Here is a 21,565-nt window from a genome sequence, read left to right as displayed (position 1 = left end):
GGGCATACAGATGAAATTTTTGGACTTATATCAATCAATTTTAACGGGCTACAAACTTACTATTCAATATTATTTGATATCAGTAATTTAAATAGCTTTTAATATATTAAAGCTATTTATGCTTAGACCCCTCGTTTACCCTGGTGAGCTTTCATGATTAATTGGCTCAAGAAGGATAGCCTCATGGTATGGCATAACAAATTTGATTCGTGCACCATCAATTTCTGTAAGCTGCCCTGCCCATGCTAAGCAATACAGGCTTTTCAAATCATTCTTATCAGCTTCTGTAAGTTCACTTTGCTCCCCATAATTCATGATTGAGAAGGGCTTATGTTCACCATAAATTACACTCGGCCAGGTCTTCTCTTTCACATCGGCAAAGAAGTGTCTAAGCCCAAATATATGACCCAACTCATGAATCATAGTGTCAACCTGTTCCTTCCGACTTTGATCAAACATTGTGGGGAAAAGCACTAGCTCATTCCGCCCAGGATTTGGAAAAAAAGCACGAGCTAGAGTACAACCGATAACACTACAGTTTTCTACAGGCTCTACCCTAATTTTAAAATCCCAAACATTTGGATTCTCATTGAACCTCACCGGGGAAGCATCTCCCCACTGAAGTAGTGCCTCCCCCAAAAGAATTCGAATATAGTCCTTTATCTCATCTGGATTTTTAAAATACCTTAAAGACTCATCATCAAACTTCCACCTTAAAGTCGTACCCTTCTCCCACAACGGTATAAAACCCTCACCACTATGCAACACCAGATCTAATGGAGACTTATTACCTAAAGTAGGAAACCCAACCTTATCAGTGACACAAATTTTATTGTTTCCATATTTATGGACCACTGGTTCGGCGCAAGAGTCGCATTCTTTTTTCGACTTAATTTTTAGTTTGAGACTCTCTTTTGAGGAAGCTTTATCTGATGAAGTCACTATTATCCACCTGAAAACGCTGAATATTCTTCCTAGAACAATAATCCAAATTTCGAGAAATCGTACAAATTAGAGCGGCTTCTTACAGCTGAATCATTGTGACAAGATTAGAAAATCGTAAAAGACTGTACTCTGACACTACAATCATCATCAATAAAAATTGGTGGGCAATTATCCCAAAGTTTGTAGCGACTCAAGTGCCAAAGACAGTGGCAATCTCACTAGGCAATTAGCTCACAGAAAGAGCCAACAACACCCAAAAACGAGAATATGCAAGCCTTGTGTCTTCCAGATTTATCTGGAGAGGAAATAATGAGGACGTCAACTACCACCTACCTTTATTTTCAACCTCATTTGGATACTAGCTGCGCACCATGCCGTTTCTTTAAAAGACCTATTAGATAAGTCGCACCAACTTACCCTTTCTCTTGTAGATATTCTTATAATCCCACTGAATCTCTGTAGATTTTTTCAGCCAACGCTTCAGGTCTTTTATATTTAATTGCTCAACCCCTGTATAACAAACAGAAGCATCCTTAAACTTACCTGTCCCCGGCTTAAGATCCGGCTCCTCAAAGTCAGCCCCGCTCCAAAACATCAGCCTAATAGAACCCTTCAGCTTGTTATAACCCACTATTGGATTCCCATCCAAGAACCACACGGGGTGTCCGTGCCAGATTTTACTTTCTGCCATAGGTAGCCCTCGGTTGATTTCATGCATCAGCTTTTCACAAATAGGGCTTTCACAATCATTCTGAGACGCATTAAATTCTTCTATTGTGGTAGGTTTCATAGCGTTAACCTAACGAATAAATCCTGAGCGCCCCTTTAAACGGCAGCTAACACAGGGTGGATTTTTGAGATTACCTTACATGTAGAGCTTATACGTTAAGGGTAATGTTAAAGTTTCTACAAATAAGTAACTCGCTATCAAGCAGTATAAAACTCTGCTATAAATTTTTCTTTCATCATCCATAACCCTTGCCCTAGATAGAAACTCACTATTAATTTCAAACAGCACTAAAGGCTTGAACTTATGAACTTCGAAGTGAGGAGCTTAACATTAGGCGCACCTCACGATCGAAAACGTTTAAGAAGCCATCGGCGATATCCTCCGTGCGTCTATATATAGATAGGATTGTATACCTCAAGCTAAATGCCCAACCCAACTTCACCCAATCAACACTAGAAATTCAAGGGCTCATATGGATTTAAATGAGAACTTGACCCCCATAACATTTCCAGATTACCTTGCCTTGGGCCACCTAATAGAATCCTACTTAACTCAATTTAATCACTTTTAAATACGACAACCAATTTATTATCCAAATTTAGCTAACTGAAACCTCAAGAAAAAAGCCCCCTGACTTTTGGAAACCTCATACTTGTAGCCCAATGATGACCTCACCTACCCTATTGAAGTAGAAGCAAGTCCAAGCGAGCACACCTAAATAAGCCAGACTTGATAACGGTTCAGAACAATTCACACTTATCAAATCTAAGTTAAACTCTTTCAATCTAAATGAAACTTTATATCCCAACATTCATGAAACCTAATTGGGACGCTACTCGCATCCATATTTTTTGATAACTGGATTATCAAGTAGTTTCATTCACCGAGCAGTCTGATAGTAAGGACGTCTAACCATGTCCTATATTCTGACAGCATCATTACTAACCTTGTTATTGCTTTAGTGAGTATTTCTTCATATTCATGGTAATAAAAATTCCCTCTAAAGTCTTACCTTTTCACATAGCTGTCTAGCCCACTATCATCTATGGAAATTCCAAGCATAATTCAATGCCGAACACCCCTTTCAAGTTGTTCATTATTTAATCCATGTGATAATTCAATGTCACAACATCACTTAAAGACAGGTTGCAATATTTTGCTGACCAAGTTTAGTTGGCTAAAGACTAATGAGGTGGTTTATAATGCCAATACCCGATAAATACTTATAATGGGGATAATGGGGAATTTAAATGAATAAAAAAATGTTTCGACTTTCTGTGATTCAAGCAGCTCTTTTAATGACATTATCAGGCTGTGATAGCAGTAGTAACTCGTCTTCTCCCGCTCCTGCTCCCGCTCCTACTGACATTCCGCCAACTGCTAGTGATGTAACTGTAGATGGGGCAAAGCAATGGATTCCTGTATCAGGAAAACTATTGGGCACTGATCAAAATGGCGATGCTTTAACATTTAGTTTCTCAGAAAATGATGAAACTATTAGTCCGCTTGATGGCACTTATACATTCAGCCATGGCCAGTTAACATTAGATGGCAATCTATTTGAATATACTTCAATCTCGGGGCAGGACGCTTCAATTACTTATACCGTGACCGCAAACGGTGCCTCAGCATCTGCAAAAGTTGATATCCTGAACGTAGAAAATGATCCCTTAGCCTATCAACAATGGCATTTACGCAACACAGGTCAAAAAGCTTACGCTCTTAGTGATGAAATGAAGCAAGGCCTTGTCGATATCGGAATTTATACAACCGAGGAAATTAATTCCATCTTTGAGGAAAATGAAGTCGAGGAGCTTGTAGCTGGCGAAGACATGAATGTTGTAGCGGCTTATGCTCAAGGTGTAACCGGTGCAAATGTAACTGCTGTTGTTGTAGATTCAGGCTTAGAAATTCGCCACGAAGATTTAATAGATAACGTATTAATAAATCGCTCTCTCAACTTGGATGAGTCAGCAACTGACAGAACAGATCCAACAAGTCTTTCTAATAGTGGTGATCACGGTACCAGTGTAGCTGGCTTAATTGCGGCTAAAGGCTGGAACAATATCGGTAGCCGAGGTGTTTCTCCAGACACAGGGCTAATCGGTATGAACTTTTTAGGCAGTGGAAAAATAGAGCAAACAGATCTATTAGTTCATGGATTCCCAGGAAGTGGCATTTCTTCAGATGAAGAAATTTCGGCATTTAACCGTAGCTATGGTATTACCTATCCTGGATTTATTGCGTACTCTGCACTAGATGAAGCTGTTGAGTCTTATCCTAATCTTATGCTTCGAGGCGGTAAGGGTGCTTTGAACATGAAATCTAGCGGTAATTCTTTTGAAGACGGCAATGGTGAAGGCTCTTTATGTGCCGATAACGGAGCAAATGATTTAGGCCTAACATGCTATAACTCGGCATTTCAGCCTAGCCATGGTCACCCATATTACTTAAATGTTGCAGCGGTGAACGCAAACGGTAAACATACAAGTTACTCAACCGCTGGTGCAAGCATGATGGTATCAGCTCCTGCGGGCGAGTATGGTCGGTATGCTCCCGCGATGGTAACAACTGACCAGATGACCTGTATTAATGGTTACTCTGGCTTTAATGGCGGCACAATAAGTGCTTGGGGTGGGGCCTATGGCGAAGACTTCGCAGCCAGCCAGTTCCCATTTAATTACCCAGGCCACCCTGAGAATGCGAGCTGTAACTATACTTCAACTTTTAATGGTACATCTTCCGCTGCGCCAAATGCATCAGGTGTTGTGTCTCTAATCTTATCAGCAAACCCAGAGTTGACCTGGCGAGATGTTCGTCACATCTTAGCTTCAACTAGCACTGTGATTGATGCTGAAAATGAAAAGGTTGAACTCACCATTGGTGAGGGTACTTTTGTTGCTCATGATGGCTGGATTGAAAACTCAGCTGGTTATCAATTTAATAACTTATATGGCTTTGGTCGAGTTGATGCAGGTGCAGCTGTTGCTATGGCTCTAGATTACTCAGAGAGTCTCGGTGAACAAATTATCACTCAATGGCAAGGTTTGGGTTCAACAGCTGGTGAAGAAGCCATGGAGGCGGTTATTCCAGATAACAGTGCGGCTGGTGTGAGCCAACAAATCGAAGTGACAGAAGATATTATTATTGAAGCTATGCAGTTCGAATTTGATATTCGTAATGATCACATGGGTTCTATTTTAAATGATAGTCTACTAACCTCCGCTGGTAATGACTTGGCGCTGGAGGTGGTATCCCCCTCAGGTACAAGAAGTGTTCTACTTTCTTCCAAGCAGGCATTATTAGATGCTTCTTATAGCTTTGCTGATGGGTATAGCATGGGTTATATTTTAAATGGTGCCGTATTCCTTTCTAATGCATTTTATGGTGAAAATGCTAAAGGAACTTGGACTATCAAAGCATTAGATACAGGTGAGACTAATATCGTATTCACAGACCCAGATAACTATTGGGATGCAACAGGCCTGATGAACAACCCAGTAGAGAGTGTTCTAGAAGGCGTATCACTTAGAGCGTTTGGTCGTGCTGTTCAATAAGAAGGGAAATACAATGAAGCTAAATAAATTAACGATCTTAACTGCTGCAATGTGTTTATCAGGTATTACACAGGCAAACGCTATTGATGCTGTGGAAAAGAAAGATATAGAGATTAAGAAGCTAAACACCATAGCTACAGCAAAAACGAATTCTGCTGATTTTGGTATCTTTAAGATTGAAAGATCCTTGAAAACTGTCCCAGCATCCATTGCTGCACCAGAATCTATTGTTGTGACAAAAGGCGAAATGGCGATAGTCAATATCGGCAATAATTCTGCATCAGATGTTGTTGGCAAAGGTACAATTGTACGAAATACAATCACAAACAAACTGACAACTTTAACCGGCAATATAACAATATTATTAGGCAAGAATGTTGAAGCATCAGAAGTAGCGTCAATTTCTGGCATGGAAGTATTGTCAGTATTTCCCGGTACTGACATTGCCATCTTGAAAGTTAAAGAAGGCAATGACTTAGTAGAAGCTTTCAATGCGATAAAACAGTCTGGCTTGGCTGTTGAAAGTCGAGTTGAAGTTACTGAAACTATGCATGAAGCACAATAGGTATAGCTTACTAAGTTAAGCATGGCTTCGCCTTAGACAAGCAAAAGGCACCGCTTTATAAGTGGTGCCTTTTCATCTTTGAGCGGCTGGTACTATTTTGATTTTAATACTAGGAAATAGGCTAACGATCCTAATGACAGGATTTTCTTTCCCTTTTGACAAACTAATAAACTCCAGCCAGGATCAAAAGGATGCCAATATTTTTACAGTATATTCCCACAGAAAGTGACAAGACTTTTTTCATATCCTCTACCACCCAAATAGCGCGCACCAGAGAAATAACACAGGCCAATACCGCTTTTAAGAACACAATAAGTCCATATCTCAAATTAAGCCAGGACTGGCCGGCTTAAATCTACCTGTAAAATAATAAGCGAATTAAGTATCCACCCAGCGAATCAGATCATGACCAAAACAACTAAAACTTCAATAGAAGCTACAGTAAGGCTATAGAAGAAAGTTGGTACTACAGCAGTTCTAACATCAACGACCGCAATGACAAGAAGTAGAATATCGATTAGAGGGGCATAGTAAAGAAGATACAAGCCTACTTTTAGCACACCAAAATATATCTGACACTGAGATCCAGAAATTAAACCACTCAGAAAGCCATTTTACATCTAACAATAAGTACCAACAGAAAACTGTCTAATATACCACCTCACATTTAAACCACTTTTAAAATTATTAATGGTATTTATTAGACATGATATCTGAATTTTAGCAATCAGACATAGGGTTAAATACCCAAATTTATTTTTAACACTCTAATAAATACATCTGTGAAGAATATGATCAATGATTATAAGCAGTTTAAGAGTGTATATCCCGGTCACAATTTCCTAGTCTATATCAATACCAGTCTAAGTATTAATCAAAATGGCACATGAGAAGAACCTTGGAGGAAAAATAGATTCTTCCAGGAAGGCTCTGCCTACCTCCCACTTATTAGGTGAAGTAGGCAGATACACGAAAAATTAAGTCAACTTTATACTTTCTTTAATGACCTCTTCTCTCCCATGCACAATCCGATAAAGTAACGGCAATACAAATAGAGTTAGCAGTGTCGAAGAGATAATTCCCCCAATCACCACTGTAGCTAGCGGTCTTTGGACTTCAGCCCCGGTGCCCACGTTCAGTGCCATAGGCACAAAGCCAAGACTAGCAACCAGTGCAGTCATCAAAACAGGACGTAGTCTGATCATAGCGCCATCAATGATGGAGGTAAGCAGCTCTCCTCCTTGCTGGCGCAGTTGCCGTATAAAGGAGAGCATTACCAGGCCATTCAAGACTGCCACACCGGAAAGTGCGATAAAACCGACTCCGGCAGATATTGACAACGGCATATCCCGCAGCCATAGAGCCAAAACACCTCCAGTCAATGCCAAAGGGACTCCGGTAAAGATAATCAAAGCATCCTTAAACGAGCCGAAGGCCATTACCAGTAAACCGAGGATTACCAAGAGTGTTAACGGGACCACAATAGAGAGGCGGGTGCTCGCGGACTCCAGTTGTTCGAAAGTGCCTCCATATACTAACCAGTAGCCCGCAGGCAGGGAGACCTGCTGCTCAATACCTGCCCTCGCCTCTTCGACGAAAGACCCCAGATCACGGTCACGTACGTTTGCTGTTACTACTATACGGCGTTTGCCGTTTTCACGACTGATCTGGTTTGGGGCTGGAGTCATTTCCAGACTGGCGACTTCAGACAAGGGGACGTAACTACCCAATGGGCTGCCTGCAGGTAAAGGTACAGGCAAATCACCGAGATTCTTGTAGTCCCTGCGTAGCTCTTCCGGTAAGCGTACAACCAATTGGAAACGGCGGTCGCCTTCGTAAATCAATCCGGCCTCTTCACCCCCAATAGCGGTGGAAACCAGATCCTGCAAGGTTTGTAGGTCTATGCCGTAGCGCGCTAGCGCAATACGCTTCGGCAATATGGAGAGAACTGGCAGCCCCTCCACCTGCTCTACTCGCGCATCGGCAACACCCTCTATCCCATTCAGTACGCCGAGGATTTCATTGGCGGAGGTCACCAGCTGATCCAAATCATCACCGAACACTTTAATACCTAAGTCTGCACGCACACCGGAGATCAGCTCATTAAAGCGCATCTGGATTGGCTGGGTAAACTCGTAGTTGTTACCCGGCAACTCACGTACAGCTTCCTCAATTTCCGCCACCAATAGTTCCTGGGACAGTTTCGGGTTGGGCCATTGATCCCTGGATTTCAGGATTACAAAATTATCGGCTACATTAGGCGGCATTGGATCCGTCGCCACTTCCGGGGTACCAATTTTTGCAAATACTTTATCTACCTGGGGAAACTCCTTAATCCGCTGTTCCAGCAAGCGCTGCATCTCGATCGATTGCTCCAAACCGGTGCCAGGAACCCGCAAAGCGTGCAGTGCGATGTCTCCCTCATTCAACTGAGGAATAAATTCCGAGCCCAAGGTAGTGGCGAGCCAGCTACAAAAAAGTACCAGCGCAAGAGCACCGGAAAGCACCAGCCAGCGCACTTTCATCGAAGCGATTAGCAGTGGCTTATACAGAGACTTGGTAGCAACGATTACCTTGTTTTCTTTCTCACTGATTTTGCCGGTAAGGAAAACAGCAACCGCTGCGGGCACAACAGTCAGTGAAAGCACCAATGCGGCCAGCAAGGCCATCACCACAGTGGCAGCCATGGGGTGGAACATCTTGCCTTCCACGCCGGTCAGTGTGAACAGCGGTATATACACTACAGTGATAATCAGCACACCAAATAAGCTGGGGCGAATCACTTCATTAGTGGCTTGAAATACCAGCTCCAGCCGTTCCTGCAAGGGCAGCTTGCCACCTTTGCGATTCTGAGCTTCCGCAAGCCTGCGAATGGCATTCTCCACGATAATCACGGCCCCATCGACAATCAGGCCGAAATCGAGTGCGCCGAGACTCATCAGGTTGGCAGAAACACCGGTTTGCACCATGCCGAAAATGGTGGCAAGCATGGAAAGCGGAATCACTGCTGCAGTAATAAAGGCCGCTCGAATATTCCCCAGCAAAAGAAACAGCACGACGATAACCAGCAGAGCCCCTTCGATAAGGTTTTTCTGCACTGTAGCGATGGCTTTATCTACCAGTGTTGTACGATCGTAAACCGCCTCCACCTTGATACCTTCTGGCACCGTAGATTTTACACGCTCCAAAGCATCCGCAACATTAAGGGCCACTTCGCGGGAGTTTTCCCCCACCAGCATCATCGCGGTGCCCAGTACGGTTTCTTCGCCATCGCGAGTGGCAGCACCGGTACGCAGTTCTTTACCGATAGCTACTTCGGCCACATCCGAAATTTTGACCGGCACCCCAGCGCGGCTGGTAATCACCACACCGTCAATTTCGGCAATATTCTGCAGCTGCCCCGGTGAGCGCACCAGCAGTTGGCGACCGTTAGTCTCCAGGTAGCCGGCACCGCGACTTTCGTTATTGCGACGTAGGGCCTCAGCAATATCCTCCATGGATACGCCGAAATTGAGCATCTGCCGAGGATCTGGAGTGACATGATACTGCTTGTTATAGCCGCCAATGGTATTCACTTCAGTAACACCGGGCACCAAAGACAGTTGTGGTTTAATAATCCAGTCCTGGATTTCCCGTAATGCTGTGGCGTCGTAGGGCTGCCCATTTGGCTGGGTGGCACCGGGCATTGCCTCCACGGTGTACATAAAAATCTCACCAAGCCCGGTGGCAATGGGCCCCATCTCTGGTTCCAGCTCAGGTGGTAATTTGCTTTTAATCGCACCAAGGCGACTGTTAATTAAATTACGCGCAAAATAGAGATCTGTGCCCTCTCTAAAAACTACAGTGACCTGGGAAAGTCCGTAGCGGGAAATCGAACGGGTGTATTCCAGGTTGGGAAGGCCGGCGAGTGCCGCCTCCACAGGATAAGTAATCCGTTGTTCTGCCTCCAATGGCGAGTAACCAGGAGCTTCGGTATTAATCTGAACCTGAACATTGGTAATGTCGGGGACCGCATCAATCGGTAACTTCTGGTAACTCCAAATCCCTAGCCCCACCAACACAAAAATCAGGGATAGAATGAAGTAGCGCCGCTCAATTGAGAAGCGCAGGATGCTTTCAATCATCTTCTCGCCTCAATTAGTGGTTATGCGCAGCACCGGATTTTTCGATATCCGCTTTAATCAGGTAGCTGTTCTCCGTGACATAGCGATCACCCACATTGAGGCCACTCAGCACCTCTGTCACCTTGCCATCCGTACGTCCAAGCTTGAGCGGACGAACTTCGTAGGCTTGCCCTACTTTGACAAATACCACTGTCCAATTGCGCAAAGGCTGCAAGGCCTGGTTTTCAACCACTAGAGGCACAGGATTTTCACTGGTTACAACTTGCCCCTGCACCATCAGATCTGTTGTCCAGAGATCATTTGAGTTTTCAATCACTGCCCTTGCAATCGCGAAGGGCTGGCCATTACCACCGGGAGCAAGACTGGTAATCGTTGACTCGAAAGTGCGGTCACCAGCAGTAATGGAAACTTTCTGGCCACGGCTAATCTGGCCGCGACGAGTGGGAAACACCTGGAGCTCGGCCCACAGTTGATCATAGTTTGCTATGGTAAACAGCACTCGCTCACCACTGAATTCACCGCGGCTGGCCTGCTTGTCGATAATCTGGCCACTAATCGGTGCAACCAATGGATAAGTTTGTAAGCTATCATTGGATTCGATAGTAGCGAGTTCTTCCCCTTTCTCTACCAAGTCACCAAGCGCTTTTTTTATGGTAATTACGGTTCCCGGATAGCGGGCCCGCACATGGCTTAGGCTACGATGATCAATCGCAGTTTTACCATATAAGGTGACGCTTTCTTTAATAGAGCCTGGACCAGCAACTGCGGTTTTAATACCAGCCTTTTTTGCTATTTGCTCAGAGATCTGTACGCGGCCTTCATGGGATTCATATTTCCACTCGGTACGCTCACCATTGAGGAAAACAGAAACTAAAACATCGAAAGAGTGCGGTTCTTTTACCATACCCTCACCACGATAGAACGCTGTGCCGGAGTCCCAGCTAAAAGAGATTTGATCCACTTGGCCGCCAAGCCTTTCCAGCTCAACGAAAAGGCTGGCATTTTCCAGAGAGTTACCATTACGGGTAACCCAAGCACGGAATTCCGGATGAACACCGCTTTCGTAAATCAGGAGCTCTACTGTGAGATCGCCCTTTTCTAATAATCGGCCTCCGTTTGGGCCTTTTGCTTCTTCGTGCTCTTCGTGTCCTCCATGGCTATCACCATGACTGCCGCTTGCATAGCATTGGGATACCAGCCAAACCCCCGAAAAAATGAGGGAAAAGAATAGTATTGCCAACCGAATCACATAAGTTGATTTACTCATTTCTCAATCCAAAATTATTTACTGCTATCGGCGCCCATGGGCCCCAGGGGCCTGGCGGTCAATTGTTCGATCTCTGCGCCAAAAAGAAGTACAGATCGCGCTGCTTCAATTCGCGCACGCTTGGCATTTAGCAATTCTTCTCTTGCGGAAATAAGGTCTACATAAGAATCCCTACCGCGACGGTAAGCGCGATCCACTTCATTCAAAGCCTGGCGAAGTTTGGGAATAATAAAGTCCTGCAATGTGGAGACAGTGCCGAGAGCCTGTTCACGGCTGGTCACGGCAAGAAAAAGCTGAGGATAGAGCTGCAACAGGGCAGCCTCACGGCGCAGCATGACTTGATCTAGCTCTGCCACTGCCTCTAGTTCGGCACCGCGGTTGCGCTTGGCTGTTAAAAGTGGAACGTTGAAGCCTGCCAGGACAGCAGTTTCGTTCACTGCCGGATTCACACGAAGGCCAGCATACCAACCAACATCCGGCCTTGAATTAGCCTGGGTCAACCGTAGCCTTGAAGCCTGCAAACGCTCTTCAGAGGCAAAGCGCGCAATCGCAGGGTTTTCCTGGGCTCTTTCATACAACACTTCAAAACTGGCACCCGACTCAAAGCGATAAAGCTCGGCGGAATCCACCCAATAGTTCTGGGCCGGCTGCCCCCATAGCGCCGAGAGTGCATGTTTGTAATACACCAACATACTTTGATCGGTCTGTTCGGCGAGGATGGCTTTTTCCAGGGAGGACTCCGCACGCATTCGCTCTGACACAGGACTGGCCGCAGCGCTGACCCGCGCACTAACGGCACTCAATGCCTCACGTGCAAGCGAGACTTTCTCCTCCGCCAAGACCACCAGTTCCTGAGCAGCCAATACCTGGGCATAGCGGCGGATAACTTCCGCCAGCAGATCTAAGGCCATCGCCTGCTCATCAGCGATGAGCAGGTCCCGCTGCGCATTGACAACATCTATTCGAGCCTGCCGCTTATTCCCCAGCTCCACAACAGAAGAGAGAGTTACCGTCAGTTCAAACTCATTATCAGCATCGTCTTCCGGATCTGGAGCATTATCCGAGTCACCGTTATTGAAGTGCTTGTACTCAGTCTCGACACCCAGCTCCATCTCCGGTTTTAGGGCTGCGGTCTGCCCGGCACCGTCCAGCCCTCTTTTTTGTAATGGAAAAATTGCAAGTTCTGGGTTCTGCGCGAGCGTAAGCCCAACCGCATTTGGTAGTGTCAGCAACTCCCCCTTCTGCGCAAATACTGACTGCGTAGGTAAACACAATATCGCCACCGCCAATGGCCAGGCGGCACGGCGACAAACCACACTCGCAATGAGCGTGTGAAACAAATCCATGGATATCTCCCAAGTCACATCTCGTACACGCGAGTTGGGTCTTTCGACTCTCTTTACTCGCGCAGCAATAGAAAGGTCAGACTTGGGTTATAGGTGGGCGTAGTAAAGGTGAGAAGTAACCACTGGGAACCGCGGCGCTTGCCAACTCCCGGTATGTGATACTGCCCGTTAAAATTGATTGGAATGCCTGGCCAAGTAGCCCGGTGATAGAGCTCCCATGGCAGTGGCAACAGTGATTACAAAAATCCAGCAGCGGAGCAGATTGGTCAGGCTCTTCCCCAACTTGAGATACCAGGGTATCTCTATCAAGAGCGGGGTTGCTTGGAGCACTGGGAAATGGAATCTTCCCTGAGGCCTCTTCATGGTCCACATCATGATGAAGAGGCAGGTGACTGGCGATATCCTGGAGTTCATCGTGACTGTCATAGAAAGCACCTGCGGTCTGGAAGACCAGCAGTGCAATCAGCAAAAAAGACAGTCGAACAACATTCATGGACATAAAGAAACTGGATAATCTTACGCTCGACTCTAGCAAACAAGTCAGGATAGCTCAAATAGGCTCGTCCCAAGCTATTCATTTTTAAGGATAAAATGCCTAATGGGTCACTTTATTAAAGCTGTCCATCAAACTGACTGGTACGTTTTTTCAAATTAGGCCACTGCTACTCCTGCACCTGTCAGCCTCATAGCACACCTTTCTGCGCCACCCGGTAAGTCCTCTACACTGATTTAAATGCCATGAGTATGACTTGAGAGGTACCGGTAAATGCTCGCTCCGAAACCTTTAGGTGGCCTAACTCGTGCCCTGATCCTTGCAGTGCTGGTAATATCTGTTCCTGCCGCAACCGCCCAGCCCTCTCCCCCCCCGCCATCAGAAACTGCAGAGAGCCAGAGCCAAACAACCGAACCCAATGGCTCGGTGCCCAAGCCCTCTCCGCCACCAGGTCAGAAAGACTCGCCACAGACACCAACCAATCAAATGGAGAGTGCCGAGTCCAACCAATCGATTGACCCCAAGGCCATGGAGGCTTTACAGCAAATGGGGAAATACCTGGCAAGTATGAAAACGCTGATGTTCAATGCCCGCATATTCACTGAAGTGGTACTGGATAATAAGCAGAAGCTCTTAATTGGCGGTAAAGTCATGTATATGGCGACACCTCCCGATCAGTTACGTGTCGACCTGACCACCGATTCAATAACCCGTCAATTCTTCCATAGCGACAATAAGTTCACGATGCTGGCTCCTCGTAATGGCTATTTTGCCGAAATAGAGGCCTCCCAACCGACACCGGAGGTGCTCACCCAGGCAGCCAAGGACTACGGCATTGAAATACCATTCGCCGATTTACTTGAGTGGGGACGCAAGCCAGATGCCTGGGCCGGAATCAAAGAGGGATTTCTGGTGAACTCACCTATGGTAAATGGCCAGCGCACCAAACACTGGGCTTTTCGGTCGGAGAACCTCGACTGGGAAATCTGGATAAGGGTTGGAGATCAGCCTCTACCCCTGCGTATCTCCACAGTGAATACCCGGGACCCATCCAAGCCCCGCTTCCTCGCCACTTTAAAGTGGATGGAGGCCAAGCCAGGGGCAACAGGCAAGTACAAGCCAGCTACGGAGAAACTTAAGAAGATCCCACTGAAGAAGGCGGAGCCAAATAAGCAAATGGAGGGTGCACAATGATCAGTGTTAACTTTGCGAGGCTGGCGGCACTGCTACTCCTATCGGGCGGGTTGTTCATGTCGGCACTCAGCACCCCCGCAGAGGCGCGCGGTCACTTTGGTGGGGCTGGGGCTCATTTTAATGTAGGTGGGCATTTCAATACCTTTAGACCAATGCCTGAAGGTCGTTTTCACGGCGATTTCAGGGCCGGGGAATTTGAGCGCAGGTTTCCCAATCATCCACCATTTCACCCAGTACGACCGATACACCCTCATCACCGGCCCTATCCTCCACCCTGGCGGCCACGTCACTGGCCCTACCCAGGGCCGGCATATTGGGGTGTGACTGCGGTTGGAGTAGGCGGTTGGCTGTACACATTACCACCCAGCTGTGTAAGGGTGACAATTGGTATTGTGACCTATGAGCACTGCGGGGCCTACTGGTATCAGCCCCATTTTGTGGCTGGTCATATTGCCTACCGACATGTACCCCCCCCAAGGCGGGCAATTGTCAGGTAGTTTGGAAGGGCCCCACCATAAATATATGGTGGGGCTAATCTTCCGATTTCTCCGGCCCGCCTTCAGCATAAGATTTGCTAATACGACGAAGAACTTGCATTTGCTTGCCAAAATTCCTGCAAGGCGTACACATTGCCAAGTGTAATTTTAGGCTCGCCTGCTCGCGTAAATTCAGGTTTCGCTCCTGGGATTCGGACATCAGGCGTGTAGCTTCCCGGCACGATTTCATCAGCTCACCCCTCCACGCCAAACCAGTGATCTTCCAGACATTCACGCAAGCGCAGGCGCGCTCGGTGCAATGTCACATTCAAGTTGCTCACCGACACTTCGGCAGCGGCACAAATCTCGTGGCTTTCCAGCTCTATGAACTCGCGCATCATAAATAGCTGGGCCTGGCGGGATGGCAGGTAATTAAGGCAGGCTTCAAAGATTCGCCAGAAATGCTTATCGTGAATCGCCGACTCGGGATCAGCCCACTTCTTGGGGCGCTCATCCTTCTGCCAGTGACCTGTCTGATCGAATAACTCATCATGATCATGTTCCTCCCTGTCGCCGTGTACAAGCTGGTCTGCATCCACAAAGCGCTGACGCTGGCGTAGTACATCGGCGATCTTGTTTTTCAAGATGGCAAAAACCCAGGTCTTGAGTGCTGAACGGCCATTAAAACTGCGAGAGTTTTTCAGGGCCCCCATCAGGGCCTCCTGTACAGCATCTTCAGCTAGCTGGGTATCCTGCAGCTGCAAACTGGCAAAACGAAGCATTTGCTGGCGCAAATCCACAAGAAACTGTGAATTTTGCAGGGAGTCTTCAGCACCTTCTTCTGTGGAGGCGCCCGGGACAAGGTAATCGCTCAATTACGTTCCCTCATAATGTCAACGCGGAAACTGGGGATATTAACCAAAAAGCAGAGATTATCTAACAACCAGCTCCCACTGACATCAAAAGGCAACTTTAACCATTTGCCAGTTACTAATACTTGGTCGCGCGAATCCTGCACTTGTTACAGACTTCTTACACAGGTAAAAAGATCCCAGCGAAGGCGCTTTGGTGCCATATAGGAAAACAACTCTGCGAAAGGTAAAAATCCGATGCACGACATTGTACAGGACTACTACGGACGTCAACTGAAAAGCTCATCGGACTTGAAGACTGATGCCTGCTGCGATGCCAGCACTGTCCCGGAGTGGTTGAAGCCTTTACTGGCCAATATTCACCCGGAGGTCCTATCGCGCTATTACGGTTGTGGGCTTGTGTGCCCACCCCTGCTGGAGGGATGCCGGGTGCTGGACCTGGGCTGCGGTTCCGGCCGCGATGTCTACCTACTATCTCAATTGGTTGGACCAAGCGGCGAAGTAGTCGGTGTCGATATGACTGATGAGCAACTACAAATTGCCCGCGAACACCAGAGTTACCACTCGGAGAAATTTGGCTATGACAACGTCACCTTCCTGCATGGTTACATTGAGCAGTTAGAAAACCTTAATCTGGAGCCCGGCAGTTTTGATGTGATTGTGTCGAACTGTGTTGTGAACCTGTCCACTGATAAAGGAGCCGTACTGTGCGGCCTCCACCGGCTACTCAAGGATGGCGGGGAGTTTTATTTTTCCGACGTCTACGCAGACCGCCGTGTACCAGACACCCTGCGCACCGATCCCGAGCTAGTGGGAGAGTGTCTCGGTGGCGCCCTCTACTGGAATGACTTCCTGGAACTGGCAAAAAGCAGTGGATTTCGCGATAGTCGCTTGATGGAAAGCCGCCCGCTGGAGGTTACAAATACGACCCTCTCCGCACGCTGTGGTTCTGTGCGCTTTTATTCCGCAACCTACCGTCTGTTCAAGCTGGCACAGCTGGAAAAGGATTGTGAAGACTATGGCCAAGCAGTTGTATACAAAGGCACCATCCCAAGTTGCCCACACGAATTTATCTTGGATGGGCATCACGTGATTGAGAAAGGCCGCGTTTTCCCTGTCTGTGGAAATACATGGAGAATGCTGGCAGAGACGCGAATGGCACCCCACTTTGAGTATATTGGCGACTTTTCCCAACATTTCGGCCTATTTCCCGGCTGTGGCCGTGAGATGCCATTTTCTACTCGTGCGCTGCAAAGCAACGAAAACAAGGGACAATGCTGCTAGGGGTACTTAATTCGCTAATCCGAATTTGGCCGGTATTCCTAAACATCTAAAAATGAATAGGGGGCCGGCAACCTTAGCCAGATCTGCCACGCCCTAGGGCAGAGTCCAAAAAGGCGGGAATTTTTTGCTCCAGCCAATAATTCGGATTCCATAGTGTCCCCCCGACAAACCCTACATGCCCACCGTGCTCACTGATTTCAAGATTGACCATCGCACTGACTTCACCCTGCTGTGGGATTGCAGTCGGACACACAAATGGGTCGTCTACAGCATTAATAATCATTGTTGGCACCCGAATTTCTTTGAGCAGCCGTTTGCTGGAAGCTCGGGTGTAATAGTCATCGACATCACGGAAGCCATGCAGGGGTGCGGTAAATGTATTGTCAAACCGGCGAAAGTTTACAAAGTAAGTAGCATCGTCCAAATTCGGTAAAGCAGCTGCCATACCAGGGTCTTCCGCCTTTTGCTTAAGAGTGAGGCGCAGACAACTGAGCAAGTGCCGCTGGTAAAGCTTGGATAGGCCAGTGTTGATTCTGCGGCTACACGCATGTAGATCCATTGGGGAAGATACAGCTACTGCACCTATCACCGGACTGCAGATACCGTCCTCCCCCAGCATCTTCAGCAACACATTACCACCAAGTGAATAACCGACCACAAGAATCGGGGTAGATGGCAACTGCCCTCTCAGCTGCTCTACCATCCAACGAGGATCTTCACTATCACCACTGTGATAGGCTCGAGGCAATCGATTAGGAATACCTCCACAACCGCGAAAGTGCATTACCGCTACCTGGTAGTGCCGCTCCAACAAAGATTGCATCAGCCCCTGCACATAAGGAGAGGCTACTGACCCCTCCAAGCCGTGGAGTATCAGAACCAAAGGAAGATCTGGATCATCCACCAGTGGACGAGGATAGTGCATAGCGAGGCAGTCGCCATCAGGGGTTTCATACCAGCGACGGCTGGTATTAATCCACGGGGAAGGCCGGTGCAGGCGGCCAAATACAGTTTGAAGGTGGCAGTTCCCAAGGCCTGTTGCAGGCGTAAACTTTTCAGTCATACATCAGGTCCAACTGGCGGAATGAATCCCCCACACACTTTTAACTCACTATCCATAGTGGCTAACCCTGGCCCTGGCGGGAATTCACCGCCTCCGACATCAGATCAGGCCTTGAGCGCCTTGGGTATCGTACAAAGGTTATACGGGTACTTTCAGTATATAACTACCGACGACTGCTTGAGGAGTGGTGTTGCGCGTCAAGACTCGGCTACCATTGAGACAATCTATGAGGTTAAGGCTGTCATTCACCCACTAGCACTTAGCTGATTTGCGCATGGTTTCTGGAACAAAAATTACAAAAAATAGCTGCGCCAGCGGCGATGCCTATACAGCTGCAGTTGCAGCAGCGCAAATATTACCATCATGATTGGCCGCCTGGTTTGCAGGGCAAATGTCTTTTCTGTGCAAACCTCCAAAGTAATCGCCACAGTTGAGCGCGCAACAAAAGCTATCGCGACTCCCATCAAAATCTGGGACGTGTAAATAATCGGTTTACGGCTGATCAGCATGACAATTAAAACTGACACAGCAGTAATAATTATGCCGCAACTAGCAACCAGTCCATACTTGAAACGAGTGCTATCAATAAAAGCACCAGCAGGTGTTTGTAGAAGTACAATGGTAATCCCGCCTATCTCTAGGACAATACCTGTTTCACCAGCCTTCCAATGTATGGCAGAAAGCAAATAACCAGCAACCACATCTCCTGCGAAGAAATTCGTAAAGAGAAGAGGTTTGTTTAAACTCATAATTAAGTCTTATTTATAAATCTTTCGCCTGGACTGGTGCTTTGGAACTGTCGAAAATGGCGAGTATCGACTCCAGCGTAGCAACTATAAGGGGCTAAGCCCGGACCCGTACTCATGTCGATAAGCCTCTTTGTCTCAGCAATCATTTTTCTATTGATTGCCGCACGTCAGTGGCTTCCATCTATTATTCGCATTTGGCATATCATGACCCTTGGCGCTGTAGCACTGCTATTGATGCGGCAAATCACCCTACGGGAAGCTTTTTTTGCCATAGATTGGGATCTTATTCTTTACCTGTTTTCAGTTTTTTCAATTGCCTCCGCTTTGTACGACACGGGAATATCCACCCAAATCAGCAAGCGTATCCTGTCTTTTCAGAGTCCCAATATGGTGCTAGCAGCTTATGTCATCACCATGGCGATATGTGCAGCAATACTCACTAACGACGCAGCCGCAGTGATCGGTGTTCCTATTGCAATTATGCTGGCACGCAATATGAACTGGGGGTTGATTCCACTGCTTATTATTCTATGTGCTACGGTAACGATTGGCAGTATGATCTCGCCAGTAGGAAATCCACAAAATATATTGATTGCCGGTGCGGGTAATTTCGATAATATGTTTATTGTCTTTGCCCAATGGATATTGATCCCTGCAGCTATAACCCTGCTAACCTCTATGCTATGGCTTAAACGCTTTCTTAGAACCAGTGATATCGCCAACTATGAGGCAAGCAGGGAGTACCGGGAGGAGAATAAGATCACTCAAAAGTGGCCCGCTCTATTATCTGCTGTGCTGCTATTAGTATTTATTGTTTTGGGAAGTGTACTGCATAATGTGGAAGGCATTTACCACCCTACTATAGGCCAGGTCGGATTGGCTGCATGCCTACCTATTTACATAACCAGCAGGAAAAGACGGCAAATCTTACGCGAAGTCGACTGGCCCACCCTCTTCTTCTTTATTTCGATGTTTGTGGTTACAGGCTCTCTTTTAAAATCAGGGTCACTACAGTTTTTCCTTAAAGAAAGCGGCATCAATCTGGCTGAACCAGAAACTGTTGCTTTTGTTAGCTTTTTTGCCAGCCAATTGTTTTCCAATGTACCTGTAGTTGAGATATACCTCAATTTATTGCACAAACATGAAACCCAAACACTAATGATACTTTCTGCAATTTCCACTGTAGCTGGCAATCTATTTATCATCAGTGCCGCAAGTAATGTTATTGTGCTGCAACAGGCTGAGAAATTTGGCATCAAGGCATTTAACTTTTGGCAGTTCTTCTTCTTAATGCTGCCGGTGAGCATTTCCAGTGTACTGATTAGCTATTTTTGGATTCTATGGTACGCATCCAAATAAAGTAAGCTGCAATAAAATAATTATATTAAATATCTGGAAAGGCTTTAAACAACCAAGGAAAAACATCTAGACATTTATTCTGCAGGTTTACTATCCATTAACTGAATAGCTCTCGGGTCCTCTATGCGCGCATAGAGCCGGTAATCCCCATCTTGCAACAACAAGTAGATGTTGTAAGGCTCAAATTTATCTTTGGCTTCCATACCGGGGCTGCCTATCGGCATCCCCGGCACCATCAGGCCAACACTATCTTTAGGGGGCGATGTCAGGAACTTTTGTATGAATTGCGCGGGCACATGCCCCTCGAATACATACCGCCCTTGCCACACAGCCGTATGACACCCCTCCATACCTTTGGGTACTCCCCATTGCTTTTTTACTGCTTGCATATCTACTTTGAAGACAGATGATGCCTGCAATTGATTCTCTCTCAGATGGCTAACCCACTTTTTGCAGCAAAAGCAGAGCGGATGCTTATAGACGATGATTTTATCATCGTCCTGCTCAGCGATAGCAGCACTGACAAAGAGGGCTGTTACTACAAATAATGAAAAAACCTTTACCAGAACGTTAAATGGCCTGGGCATAGTGAATCGCATAAGATGCAGCAGCATCTTTCCAGTGACAGATTGGCCTGAATCCACCCCTGGCAAGCAGCTGGTTAAAATCACTGATGGAATACTTGTGGCTATTTTCCGTATGTATTGTTTCCCCCTCGGAAAAGTCCACACGCGTTCCAGCTACTGATACACTGTGATCCTTCAGGCTAACTAAGTGCATTTCAACCCGTTTGCGAAGTTGGTGGTAGAAAGCACGGTGGGCAAACAGGGAAAGGTCAAAATCTGCCTCAAGCTCTGTATTGATACGATTTAGAAGGTTTTTATTGAACCTCTCGGTAACATGTTCGCTGTCATGGTAGGCTCGCTCAAGCCTCACCGAATCCTTGACCAAATCAGTACCAATAAGCAACCCATCACCGGCTCCTAAGTTCGCAGCAAATAGTTCCAGTAGCTGCTCAGCCTTATCCGGCTCGAAGTTTCCAATTGTTGACCCAGGGAAGAAGACGACTCTCTTGCGAGAGGGAAGCTGGGTTAACTGGTCCCATACATCCGGCTGAGTGAAATCACCAACCGCACTCCAGACTTGCATCTCGGGTTGATTCGCCTTGATTCTACGCTCAGCATTTAGAAGTATCTCTGGGGATATATCAATCGGGTAGTAACCTTTTGGGGATTCCAATTGAGCAAGTAGTGCTTCGATTTTTTCACAATTACCTGCACCGGGTTCGATTAGCAGCGCTTCAGGTCCAATTTTATCGGCTATATCCTTAAGATTAGTGGCAAATATACTTGCCTCTGTACGGGTCAGGTAATAATCCGAAACCTCACAGATGTCCTCGAAAAGGCGAGAGCCTACTTCGTCATACAAATACTTACAGGGCAATGTTTTTCTTTTTCCTCCCAACCCCTCCAGAACATCCCTGAGAAATTCGCTATCCTGTTGCTGCTTTTCTGGAACGGACGATAAGGCTGCTTTCACAT

Annotated in this window: 18 protein-coding genes; 5 read left to right on the top strand and 13 right to left on the bottom strand. The window is 46.7% G+C overall.

The genetic code is table 11. The features are described 5' to 3' along the window. Positions 1-135: 135 nt before the first annotated feature. Together ACJJJB_RS07390 and ACJJJB_RS07385 are read right to left on the bottom strand one after the other, a co-directional pair. Positions 136-942 carry a zinc metalloprotease gene (locus tag ACJJJB_RS07390; RefSeq protein WP_445365966.1) on the bottom strand — a complete coding sequence of 269 codons (807 nt, stop codon included), beginning with the start codon at positions 940-942 and terminating at the stop codon, positions 136-138. A 397-nt stretch (positions 943-1,339) separates the two neighbouring features. After that, entirely contained in the window at positions 1,340-1,735 is a 396-nt protein-coding gene (locus tag ACJJJB_RS07385) for a DUF1801 domain-containing protein (RefSeq protein ID WP_020415293.1), read from the bottom strand. A gap of 1,190 nt (positions 1,736-2,925) precedes the next feature. Here ACJJJB_RS07385 and ACJJJB_RS07380 point away from each other — a divergent pair. Next, positions 2,926-5,232: a S8 family serine peptidase gene (locus ACJJJB_RS07380; RefSeq protein WP_445365965.1), complete on the top strand. Its 2,307-nt coding sequence runs from the start codon at positions 2,926-2,928 to the stop codon at positions 5,230-5,232. A 13-nt stretch (positions 5,233-5,245) separates the two neighbouring features. Continuing rightward, positions 5,246-5,797, top strand: coding sequence for a serine protease external chaperone (locus tag ACJJJB_RS07375; protein ID WP_445365964.1), 552 nt, complete (start codon positions 5,246-5,248; stop codon positions 5,795-5,797). A gap of 977 nt (positions 5,798-6,774) precedes the next feature. On the opposite strand, the gene ACJJJB_RS07370 is transcribed toward ACJJJB_RS07375, so the two are convergent. The 4 genes from ACJJJB_RS07370 to ACJJJB_RS07355 form a co-directional block, all read right to left on the bottom strand. Then, positions 6,775-9,921 (bottom strand): efflux RND transporter permease subunit, encoded by a 3,147-nt coding sequence (locus tag ACJJJB_RS07370; RefSeq protein WP_445365963.1) that lies wholly within the window; start codon positions 9,919-9,921, stop codon positions 6,775-6,777. A 13-nt stretch (positions 9,922-9,934) separates the two neighbouring features. Further along, entirely contained in the window at positions 9,935-11,188 is a 1,254-nt protein-coding gene (locus ACJJJB_RS07365) for an efflux RND transporter periplasmic adaptor subunit (RefSeq protein ID WP_445365962.1), read from the bottom strand. A 14-nt stretch (positions 11,189-11,202) separates the two neighbouring features. Next, positions 11,203-12,534: a TolC family protein gene (locus ACJJJB_RS07360; RefSeq protein ID WP_020415287.1), complete on the bottom strand. Its 1,332-nt coding sequence runs from the start codon at positions 12,532-12,534 to the stop codon at positions 11,203-11,205. 76 nt (positions 12,535-12,610) lie between these two features. After that, the gene (locus ACJJJB_RS07355; RefSeq protein ID WP_445365961.1) at positions 12,611-13,033 is read right to left on the bottom strand and encodes a hypothetical protein; all 423 of its coding nucleotides are present in this window, start codon (positions 13,031-13,033) and stop codon (positions 12,611-12,613) included. A gap of 267 nt (positions 13,034-13,300) precedes the next feature. On the opposite strand from ACJJJB_RS07355, the gene ACJJJB_RS07350 reads away from it, so the two are divergent. Beyond that, positions 13,301-14,221 carry a DUF2092 domain-containing protein gene (locus tag ACJJJB_RS07350; RefSeq protein ID WP_444946905.1) on the top strand — a complete coding sequence of 307 codons (921 nt, stop codon included), beginning with the start codon at positions 13,301-13,303 and terminating at the stop codon, positions 14,219-14,221. A 180-nt stretch (positions 14,222-14,401) separates the two neighbouring features. Here ACJJJB_RS07350 and ACJJJB_RS07345 read toward each other — a convergent pair whose 3' ends face one another. From ACJJJB_RS07345 to ACJJJB_RS07335, 3 genes are all read right to left on the bottom strand, one after another. After that, positions 14,402-14,578: a hypothetical protein gene (locus tag ACJJJB_RS07345; RefSeq protein WP_020415284.1), complete on the bottom strand. Its 177-nt coding sequence runs from the start codon at positions 14,576-14,578 to the stop codon at positions 14,402-14,404. 174 nt (positions 14,579-14,752) lie between these two features. Beyond that, a complete protein-coding gene (locus ACJJJB_RS07340) occupies positions 14,753-14,947 on the bottom strand; it encodes a zf-HC2 domain-containing protein (protein ID WP_020415283.1) in 195 nt (64 codons plus the stop codon). 4 nt (positions 14,948-14,951) lie between these two features. Then, entirely contained in the window at positions 14,952-15,572 is a 621-nt protein-coding gene (locus tag ACJJJB_RS07335; RefSeq protein ID WP_020415282.1) for an RNA polymerase factor sigma-70, read from the bottom strand. A gap of 234 nt (positions 15,573-15,806) precedes the next feature. Between ACJJJB_RS07335 and ACJJJB_RS07330 the strand changes: the two genes are divergently transcribed. Next, the gene (locus tag ACJJJB_RS07330; protein ID WP_445365960.1) at positions 15,807-16,853 is read left to right on the top strand and encodes a methyltransferase domain-containing protein; all 1,047 of its coding nucleotides are present in this window, start codon (positions 15,807-15,809) and stop codon (positions 16,851-16,853) included. A gap of 73 nt (positions 16,854-16,926) precedes the next feature. Here ACJJJB_RS07330 and ACJJJB_RS07325 read toward each other — a convergent pair whose 3' ends face one another. Together ACJJJB_RS07325 and ACJJJB_RS07320 are read right to left on the bottom strand one after the other, a co-directional pair. Continuing rightward, positions 16,927-17,916 (bottom strand): hydrolase, encoded by a 990-nt coding sequence (locus tag ACJJJB_RS07325; RefSeq protein WP_444945097.1) that lies wholly within the window; start codon positions 17,914-17,916, stop codon positions 16,927-16,929. Positions 17,917-18,209: 293 nt separating this feature from the next. Then, on the bottom strand, positions 18,210-18,665 hold the full coding sequence (locus ACJJJB_RS07320) for a hypothetical protein (protein WP_444945098.1): 456 nt from the start codon (positions 18,663-18,665) through the stop codon (positions 18,210-18,212). 114 nt (positions 18,666-18,779) lie between these two features. Between ACJJJB_RS07320 and ACJJJB_RS07315 the strand changes: the two genes are divergently transcribed. After that, positions 18,780-20,024, top strand: coding sequence for an SLC13 family permease (locus ACJJJB_RS07315; protein WP_353375353.1), 1,245 nt, complete (start codon positions 18,780-18,782; stop codon positions 20,022-20,024). 74 nt (positions 20,025-20,098) lie between these two features. Here ACJJJB_RS07315 and ACJJJB_RS07310 read toward each other — a convergent pair whose 3' ends face one another. Both ACJJJB_RS07310 and egtD read right to left on the bottom strand, forming a co-directional pair. Then, on the bottom strand, positions 20,099-20,611 hold the full coding sequence (locus ACJJJB_RS07310) for a DUF411 domain-containing protein (RefSeq protein WP_444945099.1): 513 nt from the start codon (positions 20,609-20,611) through the stop codon (positions 20,099-20,101). Beyond that, a complete protein-coding gene (gene egtD / locus ACJJJB_RS07305) occupies positions 20,595-21,563 on the bottom strand; it encodes an L-histidine N(alpha)-methyltransferase (RefSeq protein WP_445365959.1) in 969 nt (322 codons plus the stop codon). The genes ACJJJB_RS07310 and egtD overlap by 17 nt, the downstream gene beginning before the upstream one ends. Positions 21,564-21,565 lie beyond the last annotated feature (2 nt).

Source organism: Microbulbifer variabilis, assembly GCF_052468405.1.
Note: the sequence above shows the minus strand (reverse complement) of the source record. Positions and strands in the feature narration are given on the sequence as shown.

Coding starts and splice junctions, on each gene's coding strand:
- ACJJJB_RS07385 (WP_020415293.1), bottom strand. CDS start 1,735: ATGAAACCTACCACAATAGAAGAATTTAATGCGTCTCAGAATGATTGT.
- ACJJJB_RS07380 (WP_445365965.1), top strand. CDS start 2,926: ATGAATAAAAAAATGTTTCGACTTTCTGTGATTCAAGCAGCTCTTTTA.
- ACJJJB_RS07375 (WP_445365964.1), top strand. CDS start 5,246: ATGAAGCTAAATAAATTAACGATCTTAACTGCTGCAATGTGTTTATCA.
- ACJJJB_RS07370 (WP_445365963.1), bottom strand. CDS start 9,921: ATGATTGAAAGCATCCTGCGCTTCTCAATTGAGCGGCGCTACTTCATT.
- ACJJJB_RS07365 (WP_445365962.1), bottom strand. CDS start 11,188: ATGAGTAAATCAACTTATGTGATTCGGTTGGCAATACTATTCTTTTCC.
- ACJJJB_RS07360 (WP_020415287.1), bottom strand. CDS start 12,534: ATGGATTTGTTTCACACGCTCATTGCGAGTGTGGTTTGTCGCCGTGCC.
- ACJJJB_RS07355 (WP_445365961.1), bottom strand. CDS start 13,033: ATGTCCATGAATGTTGTTCGACTGTCTTTTTTGCTGATTGCACTGCTG.
- ACJJJB_RS07350 (WP_444946905.1), top strand. CDS start 13,301: ATGCTCGCTCCGAAACCTTTAGGTGGCCTAACTCGTGCCCTGATCCTT.
- ACJJJB_RS07345 (WP_020415284.1), bottom strand. CDS start 14,578: ATGTGTACAGCCAACCGCCTACTCCAACCGCAGTCACACCCCAATATG.
- ACJJJB_RS07340 (WP_020415283.1), bottom strand. CDS start 14,947: ATGAAATCGTGCCGGGAAGCTACACGCCTGATGTCCGAATCCCAGGAG.
- ACJJJB_RS07330 (WP_445365960.1), top strand. CDS start 15,807: ATGCACGACATTGTACAGGACTACTACGGACGTCAACTGAAAAGCTCA.
- ACJJJB_RS07325 (WP_444945097.1), bottom strand. CDS start 17,916: ATGACTGAAAAGTTTACGCCTGCAACAGGCCTTGGGAACTGCCACCTT.
- ACJJJB_RS07320 (WP_444945098.1), bottom strand. CDS start 18,665: ATGAGTTTAAACAAACCTCTTCTCTTTACGAATTTCTTCGCAGGAGAT.
- ACJJJB_RS07315 (WP_353375353.1), top strand. CDS start 18,780: ATGTCGATAAGCCTCTTTGTCTCAGCAATCATTTTTCTATTGATTGCC.
- ACJJJB_RS07310 (WP_444945099.1), bottom strand. CDS start 20,611: ATGCCCAGGCCATTTAACGTTCTGGTAAAGGTTTTTTCATTATTTGTA.